Annotated in this window: 14 protein-coding genes; 5 read left to right on the top strand and 9 right to left on the bottom strand. The window is 51.2% G+C overall.

Annotated elements, in window-relative coordinates; genetic code table 11:
* Window positions 1-113 precede the first annotated feature (113 nt).
* Window positions 114-2,180, bottom strand: a complete 2,067-nt coding sequence (gene treS, locus B0D71_RS13730; RefSeq protein ID WP_103395219.1) for a maltose alpha-D-glucosyltransferase — start codon at window positions 2,178-2,180, stop codon at window positions 114-116.
* A gap of 259 nt (window positions 2,181-2,439) precedes the next feature.
* Between treS and B0D71_RS13725 the strand changes: the two genes are divergently transcribed.
* From B0D71_RS13725 to B0D71_RS13715, 3 genes are all read left to right on the top strand, one after another.
* Window positions 2,440-3,468, top strand: a complete 1,029-nt coding sequence (locus B0D71_RS13725; RefSeq protein ID WP_103395218.1) for a LacI family DNA-binding transcriptional regulator — start codon at window positions 2,440-2,442, stop codon at window positions 3,466-3,468.
* A gap of 309 nt (window positions 3,469-3,777) precedes the next feature.
* Window positions 3,778-4,581, top strand: a complete 804-nt coding sequence (locus B0D71_RS13720) for an alpha/beta fold hydrolase (RefSeq protein ID WP_103395217.1) — start codon at window positions 3,778-3,780, stop codon at window positions 4,579-4,581.
* 374 nt (window positions 4,582-4,955) lie between these two features.
* Entirely contained in the window at window positions 4,956-5,897 is a 942-nt protein-coding gene (locus B0D71_RS13715; protein WP_103395216.1) for a cupin domain-containing protein, read from the top strand.
* Between the two features lie 37 nt (window positions 5,898-5,934).
* Here B0D71_RS13715 and B0D71_RS13710 read toward each other — a convergent pair whose 3' ends face one another.
* The 4 genes from B0D71_RS13710 to B0D71_RS13695 all read right to left on the bottom strand — a co-directional run bounded on the left by B0D71_RS13710 (window position 5,935) and on the right by B0D71_RS13695 (window position 10,859).
* Window positions 5,935-6,843, bottom strand: coding sequence for a LysR family transcriptional regulator (locus B0D71_RS13710; RefSeq protein WP_103395271.1), 909 nt, complete (start codon window positions 6,841-6,843; stop codon window positions 5,935-5,937).
* A 69-nt stretch (window positions 6,844-6,912) separates the two neighbouring features.
* Window positions 6,913-8,109 (bottom strand): MFS transporter, encoded by a 1,197-nt coding sequence (locus B0D71_RS13705; protein ID WP_103395215.1) that lies wholly within the window; start codon window positions 8,107-8,109, stop codon window positions 6,913-6,915.
* Window positions 8,110-8,514: 405 nt separating this feature from the next.
* On the bottom strand, window positions 8,515-9,267 hold the full coding sequence (locus B0D71_RS13700; RefSeq protein WP_103395214.1) for an SDR family oxidoreductase: 753 nt from the start codon (window positions 9,265-9,267) through the stop codon (window positions 8,515-8,517).
* A gap of 218 nt (window positions 9,268-9,485) precedes the next feature.
* Window positions 9,486-10,859 carry a purine-cytosine permease family protein gene (locus B0D71_RS13695; RefSeq protein ID WP_240635698.1) on the bottom strand — a complete coding sequence of 458 codons (1,374 nt, stop codon included), beginning with the start codon at window positions 10,857-10,859 and terminating at the stop codon, window positions 9,486-9,488.
* Between the two features lie 768 nt (window positions 10,860-11,627).
* On the opposite strand from B0D71_RS13695, the gene B0D71_RS32350 reads away from it, so the two are divergent.
* Entirely contained in the window at window positions 11,628-12,119 is a 492-nt protein-coding gene (locus B0D71_RS32350) for an MFS transporter (RefSeq protein ID WP_103395213.1), read from the top strand.
* A gap of 617 nt (window positions 12,120-12,736) precedes the next feature.
* On the opposite strand, the gene B0D71_RS13685 is transcribed toward B0D71_RS32350, so the two are convergent.
* From B0D71_RS13685 to B0D71_RS13675, 3 genes are all read right to left on the bottom strand, one after another.
* Complete coding sequence (locus B0D71_RS13685; protein ID WP_103395212.1) at window positions 12,737-13,888, bottom strand: MFS transporter; 1,152 nt, start codon at window positions 13,886-13,888, stop codon at window positions 12,737-12,739.
* Between the two features lie 49 nt (window positions 13,889-13,937).
* Window positions 13,938-14,207, bottom strand: coding sequence for a hypothetical protein (locus B0D71_RS13680; RefSeq protein ID WP_103395211.1), 270 nt, complete (start codon window positions 14,205-14,207; stop codon window positions 13,938-13,940).
* Between the two features lie 154 nt (window positions 14,208-14,361).
* A complete protein-coding gene (locus tag B0D71_RS13675; RefSeq protein WP_103395210.1) occupies window positions 14,362-15,513 on the bottom strand; it encodes an MFS transporter in 1,152 nt (383 codons plus the stop codon).
* Between the two features lie 205 nt (window positions 15,514-15,718).
* Here B0D71_RS13675 and B0D71_RS31230 point away from each other — a divergent pair, with 205 nt between their 5' ends.
* Window positions 15,719-15,937, top strand: coding sequence for a hypothetical protein (locus B0D71_RS31230; protein WP_133160935.1), 219 nt, complete (start codon window positions 15,719-15,721; stop codon window positions 15,935-15,937).
* Between the two features lie 240 nt (window positions 15,938-16,177).
* On the opposite strand, the gene glcC is transcribed toward B0D71_RS31230, so the two are convergent.
* The gene (gene glcC, locus B0D71_RS13670; RefSeq protein ID WP_103395270.1) at window positions 16,178-16,945 is read right to left on the bottom strand and encodes a transcriptional regulator GlcC; all 768 of its coding nucleotides are present in this window, start codon (window positions 16,943-16,945) and stop codon (window positions 16,178-16,180) included.
* Between the last annotated feature and the right edge of the window lie 150 nt (window positions 16,946-17,095).

The following is a 17,095-nucleotide window of genomic DNA, read 5'->3' as shown; positions in this document are numbered from 1 at the left end:
GCCTCAGACGCCTTGTAGAGCATTCAGCACTCCACAAGCCGCACCAAAATGCTGCCCCTGAAGTGTTACCGCACCCGATCTGTGCGAAATTTGGTAACGTTTTCTGAAAAGGATTACATTGACGGAGTGCTGTGCACGATACGCAGCGAGAGCCCTTCGTAGCCGTCTAGATTGATTATCATTTTTCCGGCCTCTGTCAGATCGCCCTCCACCCGCTCATTGATCATGTCGACCACCACTCCAGGGCTGATACCGTGCAAATGGACATCTTCGGTGATAGGTTCTGGGCCGAAATTCAATGCCGTAACCTGAATGCCCTTCCCTGCTGGCAGTTCATGCACCATCAGCAAGAGTGAAGGATTTGCCACGTCCGGAATAAGGATCTGGCGGCTACTTGCGATTGAGTAGGCTTGCCTAATCGCCAATATCTTTTTAACCATGGATGCGAACGATTCCGGACGTTGAAGCTGATCAATAAGGTTGCCATAGAGAGATCGCGCACGCGGCATCCCCTCTCCAGACAATTCAGCATCTGGATTCAGGTCGACCAGATCATAGCCACCTCGATGAATCCAGCGTGTGTCACCGTCTTGCATCATATGCAGCACCTGTTCCGCTTCGAGCGGCAAGGCTCCCACCAAATCCCATCCAGACACGGCAACAATGCCAGGCTGCATTGCGTTGTACATCACTAACAGGAGGTGAATTTTTTGGATCAGGCTGATTTCGATCTCAGTGATCAAGCTGAGATCACGGATGCCTAACGCAGCGGTAATAATGCTTGCCGTTGTGCATGAAACACCGTTTGTGACGAACTTCAGATTGTAGGGGGCATGCTCGCCGGCGAGGCGCTCGTACATTTCTTCCCGAATGTGCTCACGCAGGATGCTTCCAGGAAAGGTCTGCCCTTTGTAGAGGTACATATCATGGGCATGAAGCGTCCAAAAATGCACAAGCTCAAGGGTTAGCTCGTCGTGATTTTGGAGCGCGTGAATGAGCGATGCAGGGTCAATCTTATAATCGTGCATCTGATGCAGCATCAAACGCAGAAACTCTGTATTGCCAGTCAGCAAAGCATGTTGATATGCCGGTCTAGTGATGAAGTCATACGACAAATCGGCACCGCCTTTGGACATGCTAGCAATGTCATCCAAGGTCAGGTTCAGCTCTTGAAAACTAAAGCCGCCAGCCTTACGAATCATACCGCCAAGCAACTGATTGCCAGTAACCGATAAAGGGTGACTTTCCGACCAAGCCGTATCGTTCGTTCGACGCTCAACACCTAGAAAGCCATTTGCATCTAGACGAAGCCCTCTAGCACCCAATACGTCGATCGCATGGAGGGCATCGCCAATGATCAATTGCTGAGCTGAGAACGACGGATCTAACCAGTTCAATGACGGCTGACCCTCCTTGAAATAATGTAGGTAGACCCAACGCCGAACCTTGCCATCGACGCCTTTAACCGGCGAAGTCGCGCTCCAATCCGTCTCTTTGACTCCAGGCTCAAAGAAAATAACCCTCTGCAGTTGACCGACAATGTAGTGCCGCTCTTTGAGCTCATCACAGAGTGCGGGAGTAAGGTTCACAGCATCCCGCCCCTCGGGCACTTCGGGCAATAGCCCCCAGTCCTCTTCCCGAATTTCCACCATATGGTAAATACCCGGGTAGTCTCCGTAAGCCATTTCAGCTAGCCGAAAGTCAGCCCCCTTGCCGGTGTGCGAAGGGATCGAGTCATCGATGGTCACTGCATTGTGAGCAGCAGCTACGCGACTGACTTGTATGAGCTGCTCCTCACTGCCATACCGAGGATCTATCTCAAAGCTGATTCGGTCGAAATTGCCATCGACACTGGGAGTCAACTGACGACCATTAATGCCTCCTGCACGCTTGAGAGGGCCGGTATGGATACCTTGAACGCCAATTTCGGAGAGACTCCGCCAGAGCTGATCATTACCAAGCGCACCCAGCACCGTCCCCCCCTCAGGAACGATGATCGACTCGGGATAAACAGTAAGCCAAACAGAGGCGATAGCACTTGCGTCTCTAGGGCGTCCCTCGGCATATGGGTGTGCCCATAGCCGACCTTGCCCGGAATACAGCCTGGCCCTGTCTTTGGCGGCCTGAAGCATGGATTGACTCACCAACCACACGGTGTAATTTTCGTCGTGCTGTGTCATTCATCAATCTCCCGTTTTTTCGATTTACTCGGTGACGGAGCCATGCTCCTAGCGTAAAACAGCACCTAGCAATTGAGAGTGAGGATCGAATGTAATCGTTCGCATTTTTTTGATGCGGGAAAAGGCTGGATGTCGCAAAATCGAACCATATAGCTTGGAAAAGCGCCAGGGAGCGAGTAGCAGTGTTGAGCGGAAAACGATATCAGTACCGTCCTAAACTCCGCGTCTTCAACTGCATGCGCCATCATGAGGAATATGTGTGAGTATTAAGCGAAAACCATCAGGACGTGTGAACGTCACTGATGTGGCAAAAGCTGCAGGTGTTTCGGTGGCTACCGTGTCCCGTAGCTTCAACCTACCCCATCACGTTCGAGACGATGTTCGGGAAAAAGTCCTACAGACGGCGAGTAAAATGGGTTACACACCCAACTCTGCCGCCAAAGCTCTGAGACTACAAAAAACGAATGTTATTGGGGCAATCATCCCTACACTCGATCACTCGATCTACGCAACGATGGTCAAAAGCTTCCAGGACAAACTCGCCGAGTATGGGTATGTCGTGTACGTGCTGAGCTGCGGGTTTGATTCAAACTCGATTTACGAGAGCGTAAGGCTTCTAGTGGAACGTGGAGCTGAGGCGCTTTTGATTGTTGGCGATGTTGCTGATCCTGACCTGACTCGTTACCTCAAGGAATACCGCATGCCTGTGGTATGCACATATTCCTATTTTGAGGACAGGTCTTTCCCATTCATTGGCTTTGACAATTATCAGGCAACAAAGCAATTGACCGAGTACTTGCTGGGACTTGGGCACCGAAATATGGCAATGCTAACGGGCCCCATGCAAGGCAATGATCGCCAGCAAGCACGTCATAGTGCATTTCTGGATGCACTCAAGGAACACAAATCCAAGTGCACTCACTTCACCTATGAAAGTGCCGGAGGGTACACCATTGAGTTCGGAGAGAAGACGCTTCGCCGAATCCGCCTGGAATGTCCGGAGGTCACTGCCATCATTTGCAACAGTGATGTCATCGCTTTTGGGGTGCTATCAGCCTGCAAAAAACTGGGTATAGACGTGCCTAGGGAAATGTCGGTCGTGGGCTATGACAATCTTGAATTCGCCGAGTATTTGGAGCCGCCGCTAACGACCCTTGCAATACCCGCTGGAGAAATGGGGCTGCGTAGTGCAGAAGCACTGATCGCAAATCTAAAAAACGGTACTGAAATCAAACCGTTACTACTCGGGACACAACTGATGATCCGTCAGTCCAGCCACTCAATCTAGTATAATTTATCAGTCCAAAACTTCTTTCCGCTGCCGGCCAAACCTGGCCGGCGGATTCGATGGCCTAGCCCATAGGTCATTTGCCCCGCCCGCCCTCCCTCGACCGCTTCAATCCTTCTTTGCGTCAAAACTGATTGTGCAAATCGGCGCTTGACGGGCTGTTTAACAAGCTGCTAAAAAACAATGAAATCGTTTACATTGATCTATAAACGATCTCATGCCCTAGCCCTCCTATCCCAGTTGAGTGGCTGACATGACCAACCTGGTTTGAAGACTTGCGCCAAGCGCAGAACAAGAAGGTCTGAACATATGCCATTTCACCACGATGCAGACGGTAGCTTTTACTATCGACATTGGGACTGTGAGACACCACGCGCTGCTGTTTTGTTGTTGCATGGTTTTGGCGAACACAGCGGTCACTACCACCGATTCGCCGCAGCACTGGTACACTCAGGCTTTGATGTCTGGGCACTTGATCATGTAGGACATGGGTTAACAGGTGGCGTATCTGGCCGCTTCGACTCCATTGATCAGTTGTCCGCAAACGCAAATAGCCTCACAAGGCTTGTTCGACATTTGTACCCAAGATTGCCGCTAGTAATTTGTGGACACTCCTTGGGCGGCATCACCGCGGCAAGTATTGCACTTGAGCTGGAGCCCGAGCCCATCGGCATTGTGCTGACAGGAACTCCGTTCGAAGGCCCACCTGTTATCGACGATAAGATCGAACTGATCATGTCGCAAGATCCTGGTTACTTAGATGCGCTCCAACATGACCCGTACAAGTTTGACACTGGCCCGGCAGAACCCTCGATGTGGGAGGCTATTTCCGCGATGACCAAAACTCTGAAATCAGGTTTGGCTCAGTTAAGGGTTCCAGTTCTACTAATCAATGGTCAGCACGATGTAATTGCTCCGCCGGCATTAGCGCGAGCGTGGGCCAAAACGATGCCTAACGCGACGGCTATTGAAATACCAGGCGGCTACCACGATATCCCCAACGACTCTTCCCATCGGCAGGTAATCAGATATATGGTCACCGAGATAGAAAACTGGCTTTTCCAAGCCACATCCCAAAATACTCGAGTGCCCGCACACCCGGCTGTTTCGTAGACTTTTTGCCCATATACTGACCTTCAGGGCGGGCATCTCTCGTCCCGCCTGACCTCCTGCTACCCAATGCTTATCGAACCGAATCACGACGGTCGATTTGCGTGGGCGCTCTTTGACTTGATCACCACCAAGTAAATGCCGAATTGAAGTTGACGATTTACAAGAAGCAGCTGCGACATGCCTATCTCTTGCTGCCCCTAACACCACTTTCCCCTTCGAAAAGACAGGCTAGGCGCAATGACAACGCCTTTTTTCGCACAACACCTGTTCCGCTGCGGCGCTTAATGGCTCCTAGCGACGTTCGTATAGTGATCTCACCGTGATGCGCTGGAACACCGGCGTAATGATCACTTTCTAATTACGAGTGAAGCGAAATGAACACTGCAATTAAACCTGCCCAAAGCGTCGAGCTAGCTGCTCACGAACTTGAAGCCGAATATTTTGAGTACAGCAAAGCGGCAAACCCAATCAGCGCAAATCTGATCAGCCGAATTCCTTACCACTGCTTTCCATCATCGCTATACGACTCTGGCCCGTCGCGACTGCTACCTCTCGACCTCAGTGAGTCTTTGGGGTGCGAAGGCCCAGCCACTGGCCCTGGCCTGTGCGCAAACTTTATCAGGCTCAACGCCAACGATACGTTGACCCTGGCTCCCAATGCGACGTCACAAGTGTTGTACGTGATAGATGGCAACGGAAGTCTGAGTTATGGAGATCAAACCTTCGACTGGACAAAAGGATGCTTTATCGCGTTGCCCGGAATGCACCACACCGAGCTCAAGGCATCGTCGGACGCTCGCTTTTACTATGTGCATGATGAGCCGCTGCTTCGCTATCTGGGCGTTAAGGTTACTGAAGATCGCTTCAATGCGACGCTTTATCCTGCGGACGTGGCAAACGCAAAACTGCGTGAAGCGGCCGCTGATCCCCGCGCTCAGGATCGAAGCCGAATCAGTATTCTGCTGGGTAATCGCAATTTCCCCCAGACTCGTACTGTGACTCACGTACTGTGGGCAATGTACGGAATCCTGCCGGCGGGCTCGATCCAGAAACCTCATCGGCACCAATCGATCGCTCTGGATTTCATCATTGATTGCCCAGAGGGTTGCTACACCCTGGTAGGCACTGAACTGGATAGTAACGGTCAAATTCGCAACCCGACACGAGTCGACTGGACACCTGGACTAGCGTTTGTTACACCGCCTGGCTACTGGCACGCCCACTTCAATGAGTCGGATACCGAGGCATATCTGATCCCGATCCAGGACGCCGGACTGCAGACGCACTTGCGCTCCCTGGACATCCGATTCAGCTAACAAAAAGCCCCGGTTTGAATCTTTTCTGAGCCGGGGCCTATTGTTGCCAATAGGGCGGATCACCGATGCGCTCGACCATAAAGTCGATAAAGCAACGGACTTTCGAAGAGACTATTCGCTTAGGTGGATAAATAAACCACAGTGAAGCAGGAGTCGGAGCGAGCTGGCAGTTCCATTCGGGCATCCATTGGATTAGCTCACCTTCTTTCAGGCTTTCAGCCACAAGCCAACTGGGTAGTAATGCCACCCCTAACCCACCCTTCACAGCTATCAATTGCGCATCCAGATCGTTGATTCGCAACTCTGTCGTCAGCATAACGTCGACTGTTTCATTCCCGCACACGAATGCAACATCGAAAGAAGATGCCATCGCGCAAATCAGCGGATACGCATCTAGATGATTAGGAGTAACTGGAGACTCATGGCTCTCAGAAAATGAAGGGCTCACGCACAACACCATCTGCTCCTCCGCGATCCTCCGTGCCTTGAGATTAGAGTCGGGAAGGACACCGATTCTGATAGCAAGATCGACGCCCGCGTTGATCAAATTCACGTGCGCGTCTTCCAGCGTCAGGTCGACTTTGATCTCAGGAAATTTTTCAAGAAAACTGCCCAGGACTGGAAGCAAATGGTGTCTGGCAAACGCAGGCGGCACATTGAGTTTAAGTACGCCCCTCGGGTGCTGATTAAGGGCTGAAGTTGCCGCCTTGGCATTATCCAGCTCTGTAAGCACCCGTCGTGCGTGATGAAGGAACGTCTGACCACCCTCGGTCAAATGAAGAGTGCGAGTAGATCGATTGAACAAGGCGATGCCGAGATCCTGCTCGAGATCCTTGATATAGCGCGAGACCGTGGAGGCCTTTATCCCGAGCCGCTCCGCAGCTCGAGAAAAATTGTTGCCATTGGCTGCTTCAACAAAGGCCGTTAGTGCCGCGAGATAATCCAAAACCATCCCCTAAAAATCGGAAATGATGCCTTCGACTAACGAGGCATGAGGCTGACCTACCGAATAAAATCAAGCCGAACGCAGCAACCGAGTCTGTGCGCCGCGACGATCAATTCTGGTCTTTCGCAGATGACTGCTCATCAGCATCATGAACGCAATCACAGGAACTATCATCGCCATTTTTAGGCCCACCGAGTCCGACATAAAGCCAATTACGGGTGGGGCCAGCAGGAAACCAGCGTATCCCAAAGTGCCGTTCATGGCTAAACCCAACCCTGGTGCTCCAGGATATGCGCGGCTCGCCTGGCTATAAAGCAGGGGTGTCATATTCGACAGTCCAATCCCCACCAGGATAAAGCCAACGATTGAAGTCCCAGGTTGAGGTATGAGTATGGCAAGCACCAAACCCAAAGCCCCTACTGCCCCAGACGCTGTAAGTACCCAATTAATGCCAAATCGGCGGATCATGAAATCACCCGACAGACGCCCAATGGCCATTGCCAGACTGAAAGCACCAAAGGCGAAAGCAGCGATATTCGTGCTGCTATGGCTCACATCGGTCAGGTAGAGCGAGCTCCAATCAATGACAGTGCGCTCGATGAACAATGCCAGAAACGTCAAACCAGCAATGCATAGCAACAGTCGGTTTGGCCAGGTAAAGCTTTTTTGCACCGCCGCCCTCTCACCAACCGTCACCTCTGGCTGGAGATTTCCAAGCGATCGTGCAACAACCAATGTCGCTACTGCCATCAACGCTCCGGCGATGGAAAGGCACTGAATCACACCGAGCTTATCCGACAATAACGTTGCGACTGTAGATGCTCCAGCCAAGCCACCAATGCTGAATACGGCATGAAAGGAAGACATCAATGGGCGCCCTTTTTGCGCCTCGATCACCGCCCCATGCGTGTTCATCGAAACATCAAGAATGCTATTGGTTACGCCTAGTAAAAAGATTGTTGCTGCCAGAGCGACTGCCGACTCTGCCATAGCACAAAGCGGGAGCGACAACGCCACTAGAAGGCCGCCCATTAGAAGAGTTTTGCGACTACCCAAGCGCGTCACTAGAACCCCAGCTAAGTACATCGTCAGCATGGTTCCCGCTGCAAATGCGCTCAAAGCAAAGCCTAGCTCCGAATCTGTGAGGGCTAACGCCTGTTTCATCCCTGGAATGTTTGTCGCCCAGATCGCCAGCACCGTACCGTTGACAAAGAACATTACAGACGTGGCTACCCTTGCCCGTCCTAAAACCTTGGAATTCAGCATCGTTACCTCTTAGGTATCCATACACGACAATGACTAGAAAGAGCATTGCCTTACCGATGACTATGACAGTCATTCAGGTGCGAAAAATGGCATCAATCTCGGCTTTGAGCGGCGCGCTCAGCGAGAGATGCGATAACACAGCACGTTCTGTTCCAAGAGATCTAACCATTGGTCAAAAAGGGTGGTATCAAGAGGCGCTCGATGAGAGCTGGGGTAGGACTTTCGAAAATAGCAGGCACAGCTTTCTCCCCTGAGAATTGTTTTTACTAGAGGGGTTGAACACTAGGTTTATATGTAATCGATTACATATCGGATCGCAAGCAGAACCTAGTTTGAAATTGAAAATGCCCTAATCATAGGCATTGTTTGGAGACGCGAGCCACCACTGTAGTGGCTCGCAGAAAATCACCAGGCGGTGTAGCCACCGTCAACGGTGAACATCGCGCCTGTCGCGAAGCTTGAGTCATCAGACGAAAGGAACAGGATCATATTCGCGATATCGATCGGCTCACCCATCTTGTTGAGGGGGGAACGCGCTTCGAGACCTTTCTTGAACTCAACTGGATCTGGGACGCTTTCAAAGATCTTGTCGTAGTAGCTTGAAGCGATAACACCAGGCGCCACGCTGTTCACACGTACACCTTCCAACGCATGGTCAAGTGCCATGGCTCGGGTTAGCGCCGCAACACCACCCTTTGCAGCCACATATGCAGCGCGATCTTTGATACCGACTACAGAAATGGTCGATGCCAAGTTAACTACTGCCCCACCACCGCGGCGTACGATCTCTGGAATGGCGAACTTAGAGCACAAGAACACGCCTTTGAGGTTGACGTCGATAACCTGATCCCAAGTGTCTTCTTCTAAGGTAACGACTGTACCCAGCGTTCCGAAACCTGCGTTGTTAACCAGAATATCCAGCCCACCAAAATGCGATACGCATTTTTCAACCATCGCCTTCACTTCCGCAGCAATTGCCACATCAGCCTGCACAGCAAAAGCTCGCGGGCCGATTGACTCCGCCACCGCAAGCGCAAGCTCAATGTTGCGATCCGCGACCACTACCTTTGCACCCTCACTCGCAAACAGTCGAGCAGTTGCTTCACCGATGCCAGCACCTGCGCCAGTAATCAGGGCTACCTTGTCTTTCAATTTCATCACACGCTCCTCAAATTAATCTCGATATGCCTGAATACTTGAGCTGGAAACCCTCATCGGGCTCTGATCGACTCATCAACTCAATGCTTCAGCCCTGCCGGTGACGCAAAGAAGGCTGATAACTCTGACAGACTCGTAAACGATTACAAAGCAAGCCAGACGATACCAAAAAATATTCTACTTCGCGACACCTGTTAGTGACGATTCATCGGAAGGCGTTAGGCCGGTTGGCGAACCGCTGCAGACGGACGATTGGCTTTGTAACGAGCGTAACCAACGTAAAGCACCGCTGGAACAATCAGAGCTGGCACCCAGGAAACGTCTGCCCCAATCATTTTCGCGAAATAGCTGTGGTAGAACGACATATCCATAAACGGCACTGTCGAAGCCACGCCAATCAAGAAAATCACCATGGTGGACACGTTGTATTTACCGTAGGAGCCGTCGACGTTGTACATGTCTTCCACGATGTACTTGCCCTTTTTGACCAGATAAAAGTCAGCCAGATTGATCGAGCTCCAAGGCACCAGGAAATAGATCTGTGCGATAAGGATGTCGGCAAAATAGGCGTTGAAGTCGTATTGGGTAGCTATCGCGATAGCGGTTGCAGCCACCGCCGAGAAGCCCATTGCGATGAATTTAGTTTTACGGCTGATCCGCGTCATACCGCGCAAACCTGAGAAAATGGTCATCGCGGACATGTAAGCGCTATAGAGGTTAAGCGAGTTGATCTCCAGAACACCTAACACGACGACCACCATTGCTACCTTGCCCCATGGGCCGAAGAAGCTGGCGATCGCGTTACCTGGGTTGGAGGTAACGTCAGTGAACATCGTGGCCAAGACAGCACCCAACAACATCACCAAACCAGCTCCCAGAAGGTTGCCCACATAGCTAAACCAGAAGGTTTGCTTGCTTGAAATATTCGCAGGCAGGTATCGAGAGTAATCCGCAACGTATGGGCCGAAACCAAGCGTCCAGGATGCGGCTTGAGTCACAGTCAGTGCAAACGCAGCCAGAGTAAAGCCTTGGTTTAGATCCATGGCACCTACCGGCAACGGATTCTGGAGTGCGAGCACTGCGACCACCAAAAAGATGATCCCGGAAAGAGCCGACATGATCGCACCAAGACGGTGAATCAGTTCATAGCCGATGAATCCGATGATGAAGGACACCAGTCCAAACAGAACGATGGCGGTGTTATCACCTACATCCATGAAGGATTTGATCGCATCCCTCATCACCACCCCATTGGCGGCTGTGAACAAGATGAAGGAAACATAGTTAATCAGAAGGGGAAATCCGGCCCCTAAGACGCCGAACTGCGCACGACTTTGAATCATTTGAGGGATGCCCAAGTGTGGCCCTTGGGTCGAGTGGGCAGCCATGAAAACCGTTCCGATGGCACAGCCCAAAATTAGCGCGATACACGTCCAGGCCAGACTCAAACCAGCGACGATACCCAAGGTACCTACAACAAGCGTTGTTACCTGCATGTTGGCGCTGAACCAGATGGTGAAGAGTCGCCGCGGATGACCGTAGCGTTCTGAAAGGGGTACAAATTCAATGCTTCTTTTTTCGACGTCCATCATTGGCCTCTCTTTGGGCACACATCCGCGCATTGGCTAAGCGGCTGTGGTGGGGCTCTCGTTACCGAGAACGATCAATGGAGCAATCACAATGTAATGGATTACAAAGCAACTGCAAAAAAAGGCCATCCGCTCAGCACGCTTCCGACGCGACTGCGTCGGTAACCTCGAACCTCCCCTGGTCACGTGCTGACATTCAGGCCCTCTGTAAAGGATTACAAAGCAGCGTTCATGCCAACATTTCATAACGTCGCTGGAAAGGCCGAGGCTGGGCCATTCAGACCTCTATCGCCGTGGTAAGCGCCCGAAAACACTAGGGGAAATCCGATACACCATGTCTGCTTTGGTAACACCGGTGTTTCCTAAGCTCTCACATGAAGAGCTTCAATTTGGTGCGAAAACTTTCTTCCTGTCCGAATCGAGAGCGCTTGAATGATTTCCATAGATGATCAGTATTTCCGGGCATTTTAGTAGAAATACAGCGCTTACCGACGACAACCTAATCTGTGCTATATCACAGATCATGTAAACGTTTACCAATGAGTAGCCAGATGCCATCTCCTTCGCTCAATGCCACAAAAACCGTGCCTTCAGAAGGATCGTAGCCATCCGTCGTTGCAGTTTCGCTTGAGGCATTCGTGCTTGTAAGCTCAGTATGCGCCCCATAGGCTTGCTTTCACAGATTGCACAAGACCTTCAAATTACCGAAGGAGAGGCAGGCCTACTGATCACCTTTCCAGATGTCATGGCTGCTATTGCAGCACCTTTAGCATTGCATTATTAGGAAAGGTCAATCGCCGCCTCATTCTTTGCGGGCTGCTTCTAGCACTCTCGCTGTCCAATTTCGTCGTGGCGATATCGACCAGTATATTCCCTGTCTTCGCCGCACGAGTATTGCTGGGCGTCAGTCTTGGAGGCTTTTGGACGATCGCGACATCAGTAGGATCCCGTTTACGTCCGCCGGATCAAGCATTGCGTGCAACCTCTATCATTTACTCTGGAGTTTCGATGGGTACCGTCGCCGGTGTGCCAGCCAGTACTCTGCTGGGTGAGTGGCTGGGATGGCTCATGACGTTTAGCGCTTGGGGTGTTATAGGACTCGCCGCCCTATTCGGTCTGATGTGGTCTCTCCCTCCTCTTCCTTCCCTGCCCAGTACCAGGTTGAATAACATCCCGGAATTGCTCCGGCTCAAGAAAATACGTGTTGGTCTCTCATCCATCATTTTGATGCTGATTGGCCACTTTGCGCTTACACATTCATAGCGCCGCTTCTCGATCAATCATTCGGAGTGAGCGGAACGCTACTGAGCCTATACTTACTGAGCTACGGAGTTGCGGGCTTTGCAGGAAGCTGGCTTGGAGGATGGTACTTCGATCGAAACTTGACATGCGCAATCATGGTTGCCGCAACAGGTATGTCGCTTTCCCTGTTATCACTATTGGTTAGTGAATCGCTAGTCACAGGGTGGCTTGGGATCATTGGGTGGGGGATATGCTTCGGTGCCCTGCCTCTCACGACACAGCTGTATGTATTCAGTGCCGCCCCCAGCCATAAAGAAAGCATCGCTTCCGTCTCGGTCTCATTGGGGCAGATCTCCATCGCAGTCGGTGCGTTTACTGGCGGAATGGTTGTGGATTATTACAACTTCAACGGAGCCGTTATCTTAGAGGCTACGCTAGCAACCGCAATAACAGCAATGATGCTTTACGTCGGCAATCAAAAAATTGCCCCGTTAAAGGGATACACACTCAAGGACTTTGACAAACTCGGTCAGCATGTTGCATCGAACAACACATATGAATACTGCTTGCACTCTGACCGAACTTCATGCTGCGTGCGCGAGGCTTTTTATGCGGTTGCAACACAACTAGCCGCTAGATCATTTTTGATAGAGGCGCGGCGCCAGGATACCGACTCCCAGCATAAGAATCGCCACCATAAAAAACGCTGTCGACAGTCCCCAGGCATCGGAAACAAACCCGACCCCTGCCGGGCCAGCAAGAATGCCGAGATAACCGATTGATGTCACAATTGCCACAGAAATATTAGATGGCATTGATTTGTCGACGCTCGCTAATGTGGTGAGGATAGGCACAGCATTTGCCGCGCCGATTCCGATCAGTGCAAAACCGGCCAATGCAGCACCCCATTGATTCACACCAATAGTGAGACCGAAACCAGCTGCTGCCACGACTCCGCTGAACAGAAGCACAGCACGCGCGCCAAAACGCCCTACATACCAATCGCCATAGAACCTTCCTACGGTCATTGCCACTCCAAATGCCGCATAGCCAACTCCAGCTTGAGCGGCCTCAAGCGCACGAAAACTCGTCAGAAAAACCGCACTCCAATCGAGCATGGATCCCTCTGATAAAAAGCAAATAAAGCAGCAGAGGGCGATCGCTAAAATCCTCATGCTCGGCCACGAAAATCCCGATGACTCTTCATGCTTGCCGTAACTGAGAAAGTGCTTCGACCCTGCGAACAGAACCAAAGCTATAAAAAAGATGCTGCAATAGATCGAGATTAATGGCGTAAGTCCAATCCACAGCATCGCAGTCACCAATACGGCTGAGGTCAGCGCTCCCACGCTAAACAATGCATGAAATCCAGACATGCATGGTCGCCCAATTTCTTGCTCTACCAACGCCCCCTGAATGTTCATGGTGACATCGCCCATCCCAACCCCGGCACCAAACACAAATAACGCGATCATAAGCACTAGGAATGAGTTCGAAGTCGCCAAAATTGGCAGCGATAAGCAAATCAACGCCGCTGCAATGAACATCGCTATACGACAGCCATATCTTCCAGTTATGACGCCAGTTGCTGGCATCATTAAAAATGAACCGGCCCCTAAACAAAGTAGTAGCGTTCCAAGAAGCCCATCGTCTACTTGTGTTCGCTGTTGAGCATAGGGAACCAGTGGTGCCCAACAGCCCATACCAAATCCGGAAATGAAAAATGCAGAACGAGCTCCAAATTTTTTTCCCACAAAATCAACTTGCTCTATCCCGATATAGCTAGCCATCAAAAACCCTTAAACTTTAAACAAGTGTATCTGAAGGAATATAGTTCCTTTAGAGCTCAAGATAATTAAGACAAGGGGCCTCTAAGAATCTTTGAGAGGCAGCCAGAATGCCGTGTTTTTTTTCGATATCAAGGACATCTTTCGGTCGTGGAAAGTGCTCTGGGGCAGGATGACCTGGATACTTCTCCATTCCACTGCCCTTGAAGAAAATCTCCAGTCCAATTGGCTGAATGAGCCACGGCCAGTAATATTTTCCGACATCGGCTCCCGGAACCAGAATGTCACCGTATTCAATCGAGTCTTGTTCGTTTGTTGTCATTTATTTACTCCTATCGCGCTAAGCGAATGGTGCGGAGGCCTGACAAATTTCGGGTACAGACCTTATCGACCAGCGAGCGCTGCAAGGACACCGAAGGAGAACCAAATGTAAACCTTTACAGAGCTAACAGGCAAGCACTGGTCGAAGCTCTGAGTTAGATCCGAATTGATCTCGAGCAGACAGCTACGATGAGAAGAGCTCCTGCCACCACTGCCAAGGCGACGACTAGGCTACTGGCATGGGCAACAAATCCAATGAACGCTGGCCCCATCAATACGCCTGCATAGCCCAATGTAGTCATTGCAGGAACAGCGGAGGCTTGCGGCATATCGGTTTGACGAGCAACCGCCGTAAATAAGACAGGAACGATATTTGCGCATCCCGCCCCCACCAGCGCATAACCCAGCAGCGCCAACGGCCAACTAGAACTACAGAGCGAAAACGCAATTCCCAATGAAGCACATACGCTTCCTACGGCTAATACTCGTATGGCTCCAAAGCGGCTAATGACTGAATCACCCGTCAGCCTCGCAATGGTCATGGTGGCTGCAAAAGCTGCATATCCTAGCCCGCCATACGCCGCGTCCATACCGCGAAGCGAGACCAGAAACACACCACTCCAATCAAGCATGGCCCCCTCTGCCATAAAAACGATAAAACACATCACGCCCAGGATGAGCACCTTCCCTTTGGGGAGCACGAAAACGGGCGCTCCGCCCCCTCCTCCAAATGGCAATAAATGTGGAGCTGCGTTGATGATCGAAACCAGGGTAACCGCAACCACACACAGCGAGGCACCTACAGGGGAAAGACCCACCCCAAGCATCGCAGTCATCCCCACTGCGCCGAGAATCCCCCCCAGGCTAAAGAGCCCATGAAAGCTGGACATTATTGGGCGTTGGCTTGCGTCATTTACGATTACTGCTTGTATGTTCATCGCACAGCCAATTGCACCCATGCCAACACCAAAAGCTATGATCGCGATGACCAATGTAGGAATGCTGGAAAGACACGCCAGCAGCGGGAGAGAGAGGCACATGAGTAACGCCGCAACCACGATGACACGCCGGCACCCATAGCGTCCCACCAGATAGCCAGAGATTGACATTGCAGTGATTGACCCGCCCCCGAGACACAACAAAAGAAGTCCTAAGACACCTTCATCGATTCCAGTGCGGGCTTTGACCAATGGGACTAGAGGCGCCCAAGACGCCATACAGAATCCGGAAATGAAAAATGCGAGACGGGTCGAAAACTGAGCAGTTTTTTCTGAGGCGGACTGGTTTATGGTGACGCTAGATAACATTTGCAAACCTGAATCACTGGGCCCAGGGATTGGGCTCATGCGGTGGGAGAACACCAGGCGAAGGACAGCGCCCCTCAATCTGTCGATTGAACGAGATGGGATCTGCCGATGCTAGGGCTGGAAAATCGCCAAGTGAAGTCTTGGCAAAGGTTTTGCATTTCGATCTCTGTAATCCTTTTCATATTCTCCCGCATTCGAGGTTTTTATGCACTCACTTAACTCAATCGCCGGCATCAGGAAATATCGTATCCAGAACGAAATGCCTGACGGATTCGGCTGTGGCATGGCTGGCATCAGCCCAAAACCAGTGGGTGCAACGCAAAAAAATCAGCGCGAATTAGATAAAGAAACTGCAGGCATCATGTCGATAGCCTGCACCTCATTGGCGCGTATCGTGTCTCGTATTTTCAGTCGGTTGCGCTGAACGTCAGCAGATTGGAAAGGTGTAGGGCAGAAGCAAGATATGGGAGTGCGCTCGAACAGACGTTACCTTCGGGCACACACCGCACACTGAGATGGCTGGGTACTGCGGGTGATGAGCTTTATCTCTGTAAGAGCCCAACAGTCAAATAACTGAAACCGGCTCCCCTACTGGTACGACTGAGCACTACTCTAATCCGACTCGGAGTCAACTCCACCAAGCCGCTCAGCCACATCAGTGATGTCACGCCCAGCCCTCAAGACGCAACGTCGCACGTACCAGGCGCTGCTCCTCGACTTCAATCTCTTTGAGATTCTCACAGATACTCTGGATGTGTTTGATGGCAGCCTTACGCGCTTGATCTGGCATACGGCCGGTCACTGCGTTGTAAAGCTTTGCATGTTGACGGTCGATTTGACGTTTTTGCGGTTCTCTATGGTAGAGATTGTTCACCGATGCAAACACCGTGGTGAGCAGCAGATCTGTTAACGAGCGCAACGTTTGCACCAGCACAGGGTTATGGGAGGCCTCGCAAATTGCTAAATGAAATGCATGATCAAGCTTGGCATGTTCTCTGGCATCTAGACTACGGGAGTGGGCATCAACTAACGCCTGATAGCTGCGAGTAATGAGCACAAAATCTGCTTCCGTACCGCGCAAAGCCGCTAAGCGTGCAGACTCTCCTTCAAGCAGGCTACGCACCTCGAACAAATCGTAAAGCGTCCGTGGTTGTGATGCAAAAAGATGCATTAACGGTGACCCAGCACTATGACTCGAAAGATCAGCCACGAAAGATCCTTTGCCATGCTCTGTGTCGATAATTCCGCGAGCACGCAGCAGCTTTAACCCCTCCCGAAGCGCAGTTCGAGAGACTCCGAGCTTTTCTACCAGGCGGCGCTCCGATGGTAGTAACTGCCCTGTCTTGAATACACCGTCCACGATCAGGCGCTCTATCCGTTCGCAGACTACGTCCGCGACCTGAGGGTTTCGGGTTATATCTGTGCTGCCCATCCACGCCCCCAACTGGTACTACCAGTTAAAAATCAAAATCAGACAAAGAACATAACAATCATACTTTCTTGTTTTTAATACATTTTTATCCAGTTCCGGAAGTATCTACTTTCAAAAACTGGTTCGACCAGCAAAACAACGCATAGACAG

Source organism: Pseudomonas laurylsulfativorans (assembly GCF_002906155.1).
GTDB classification, from domain to species: Bacteria; Pseudomonadota; Gammaproteobacteria; order Pseudomonadales; family Pseudomonadaceae; genus Aquipseudomonas; species Aquipseudomonas laurylsulfativorans.
Note: the sequence above shows the minus strand (reverse complement) of the source record. Positions and strands in the feature narration are given on the sequence as shown.

Bases quoted from the DNA above. Each gene is read 5' to 3' on its own strand.
- treS (WP_103395219.1), bottom strand. From the start codon at position 2,180: ATGACACAGCACGACGAAAATTACACCGTGTGGTTGGTGAGTCAATCC.
- B0D71_RS13720 (WP_103395217.1), top strand. From the start codon at position 3,778: ATGCCATTTCACCACGATGCAGACGGTAGCTTTTACTATCGACATTGG.
- B0D71_RS13715 (WP_103395216.1), top strand. From the start codon at position 4,956: ATGAACACTGCAATTAAACCTGCCCAAAGCGTCGAGCTAGCTGCTCAC.
- B0D71_RS13705 (WP_103395215.1), bottom strand. From the start codon at position 8,109: ATGCTGAATTCCAAGGTTTTAGGACGGGCAAGGGTAGCCACGTCTGTA.
- B0D71_RS13700 (WP_103395214.1), bottom strand. From the start codon at position 9,267: ATGAAATTGAAAGACAAGGTAGCCCTGATTACTGGCGCAGGTGCTGGC.
- B0D71_RS13695 (WP_240635698.1), bottom strand. From the start codon at position 10,859: ATGATGGACGTCGAAAAAAGAAGCATTGAATTTGTACCCCTTTCAGAA.
- B0D71_RS13685 (WP_103395212.1), bottom strand. From the start codon at position 13,888: ATGGCTAGCTATATCGGGATAGAGCAAGTTGATTTTGTGGGAAAAAAA.
- B0D71_RS13680 (WP_103395211.1), bottom strand. From the start codon at position 14,207: ATGACAACAAACGAACAAGACTCGATTGAATACGGTGACATTCTGGTT.
- B0D71_RS13675 (WP_103395210.1), bottom strand. From the start codon at position 15,513: ATGTTATCTAGCGTCACCATAAACCAGTCCGCCTCAGAAAAAACTGCT.
- B0D71_RS31230 (WP_133160935.1), top strand. From the start codon at position 15,719: ATGCACTCACTTAACTCAATCGCCGGCATCAGGAAATATCGTATCCAG.
- glcC (WP_103395270.1), bottom strand. From the start codon at position 16,945: ATGGGCAGCACAGATATAACCCGAAACCCTCAGGTCGCGGACGTAGTC.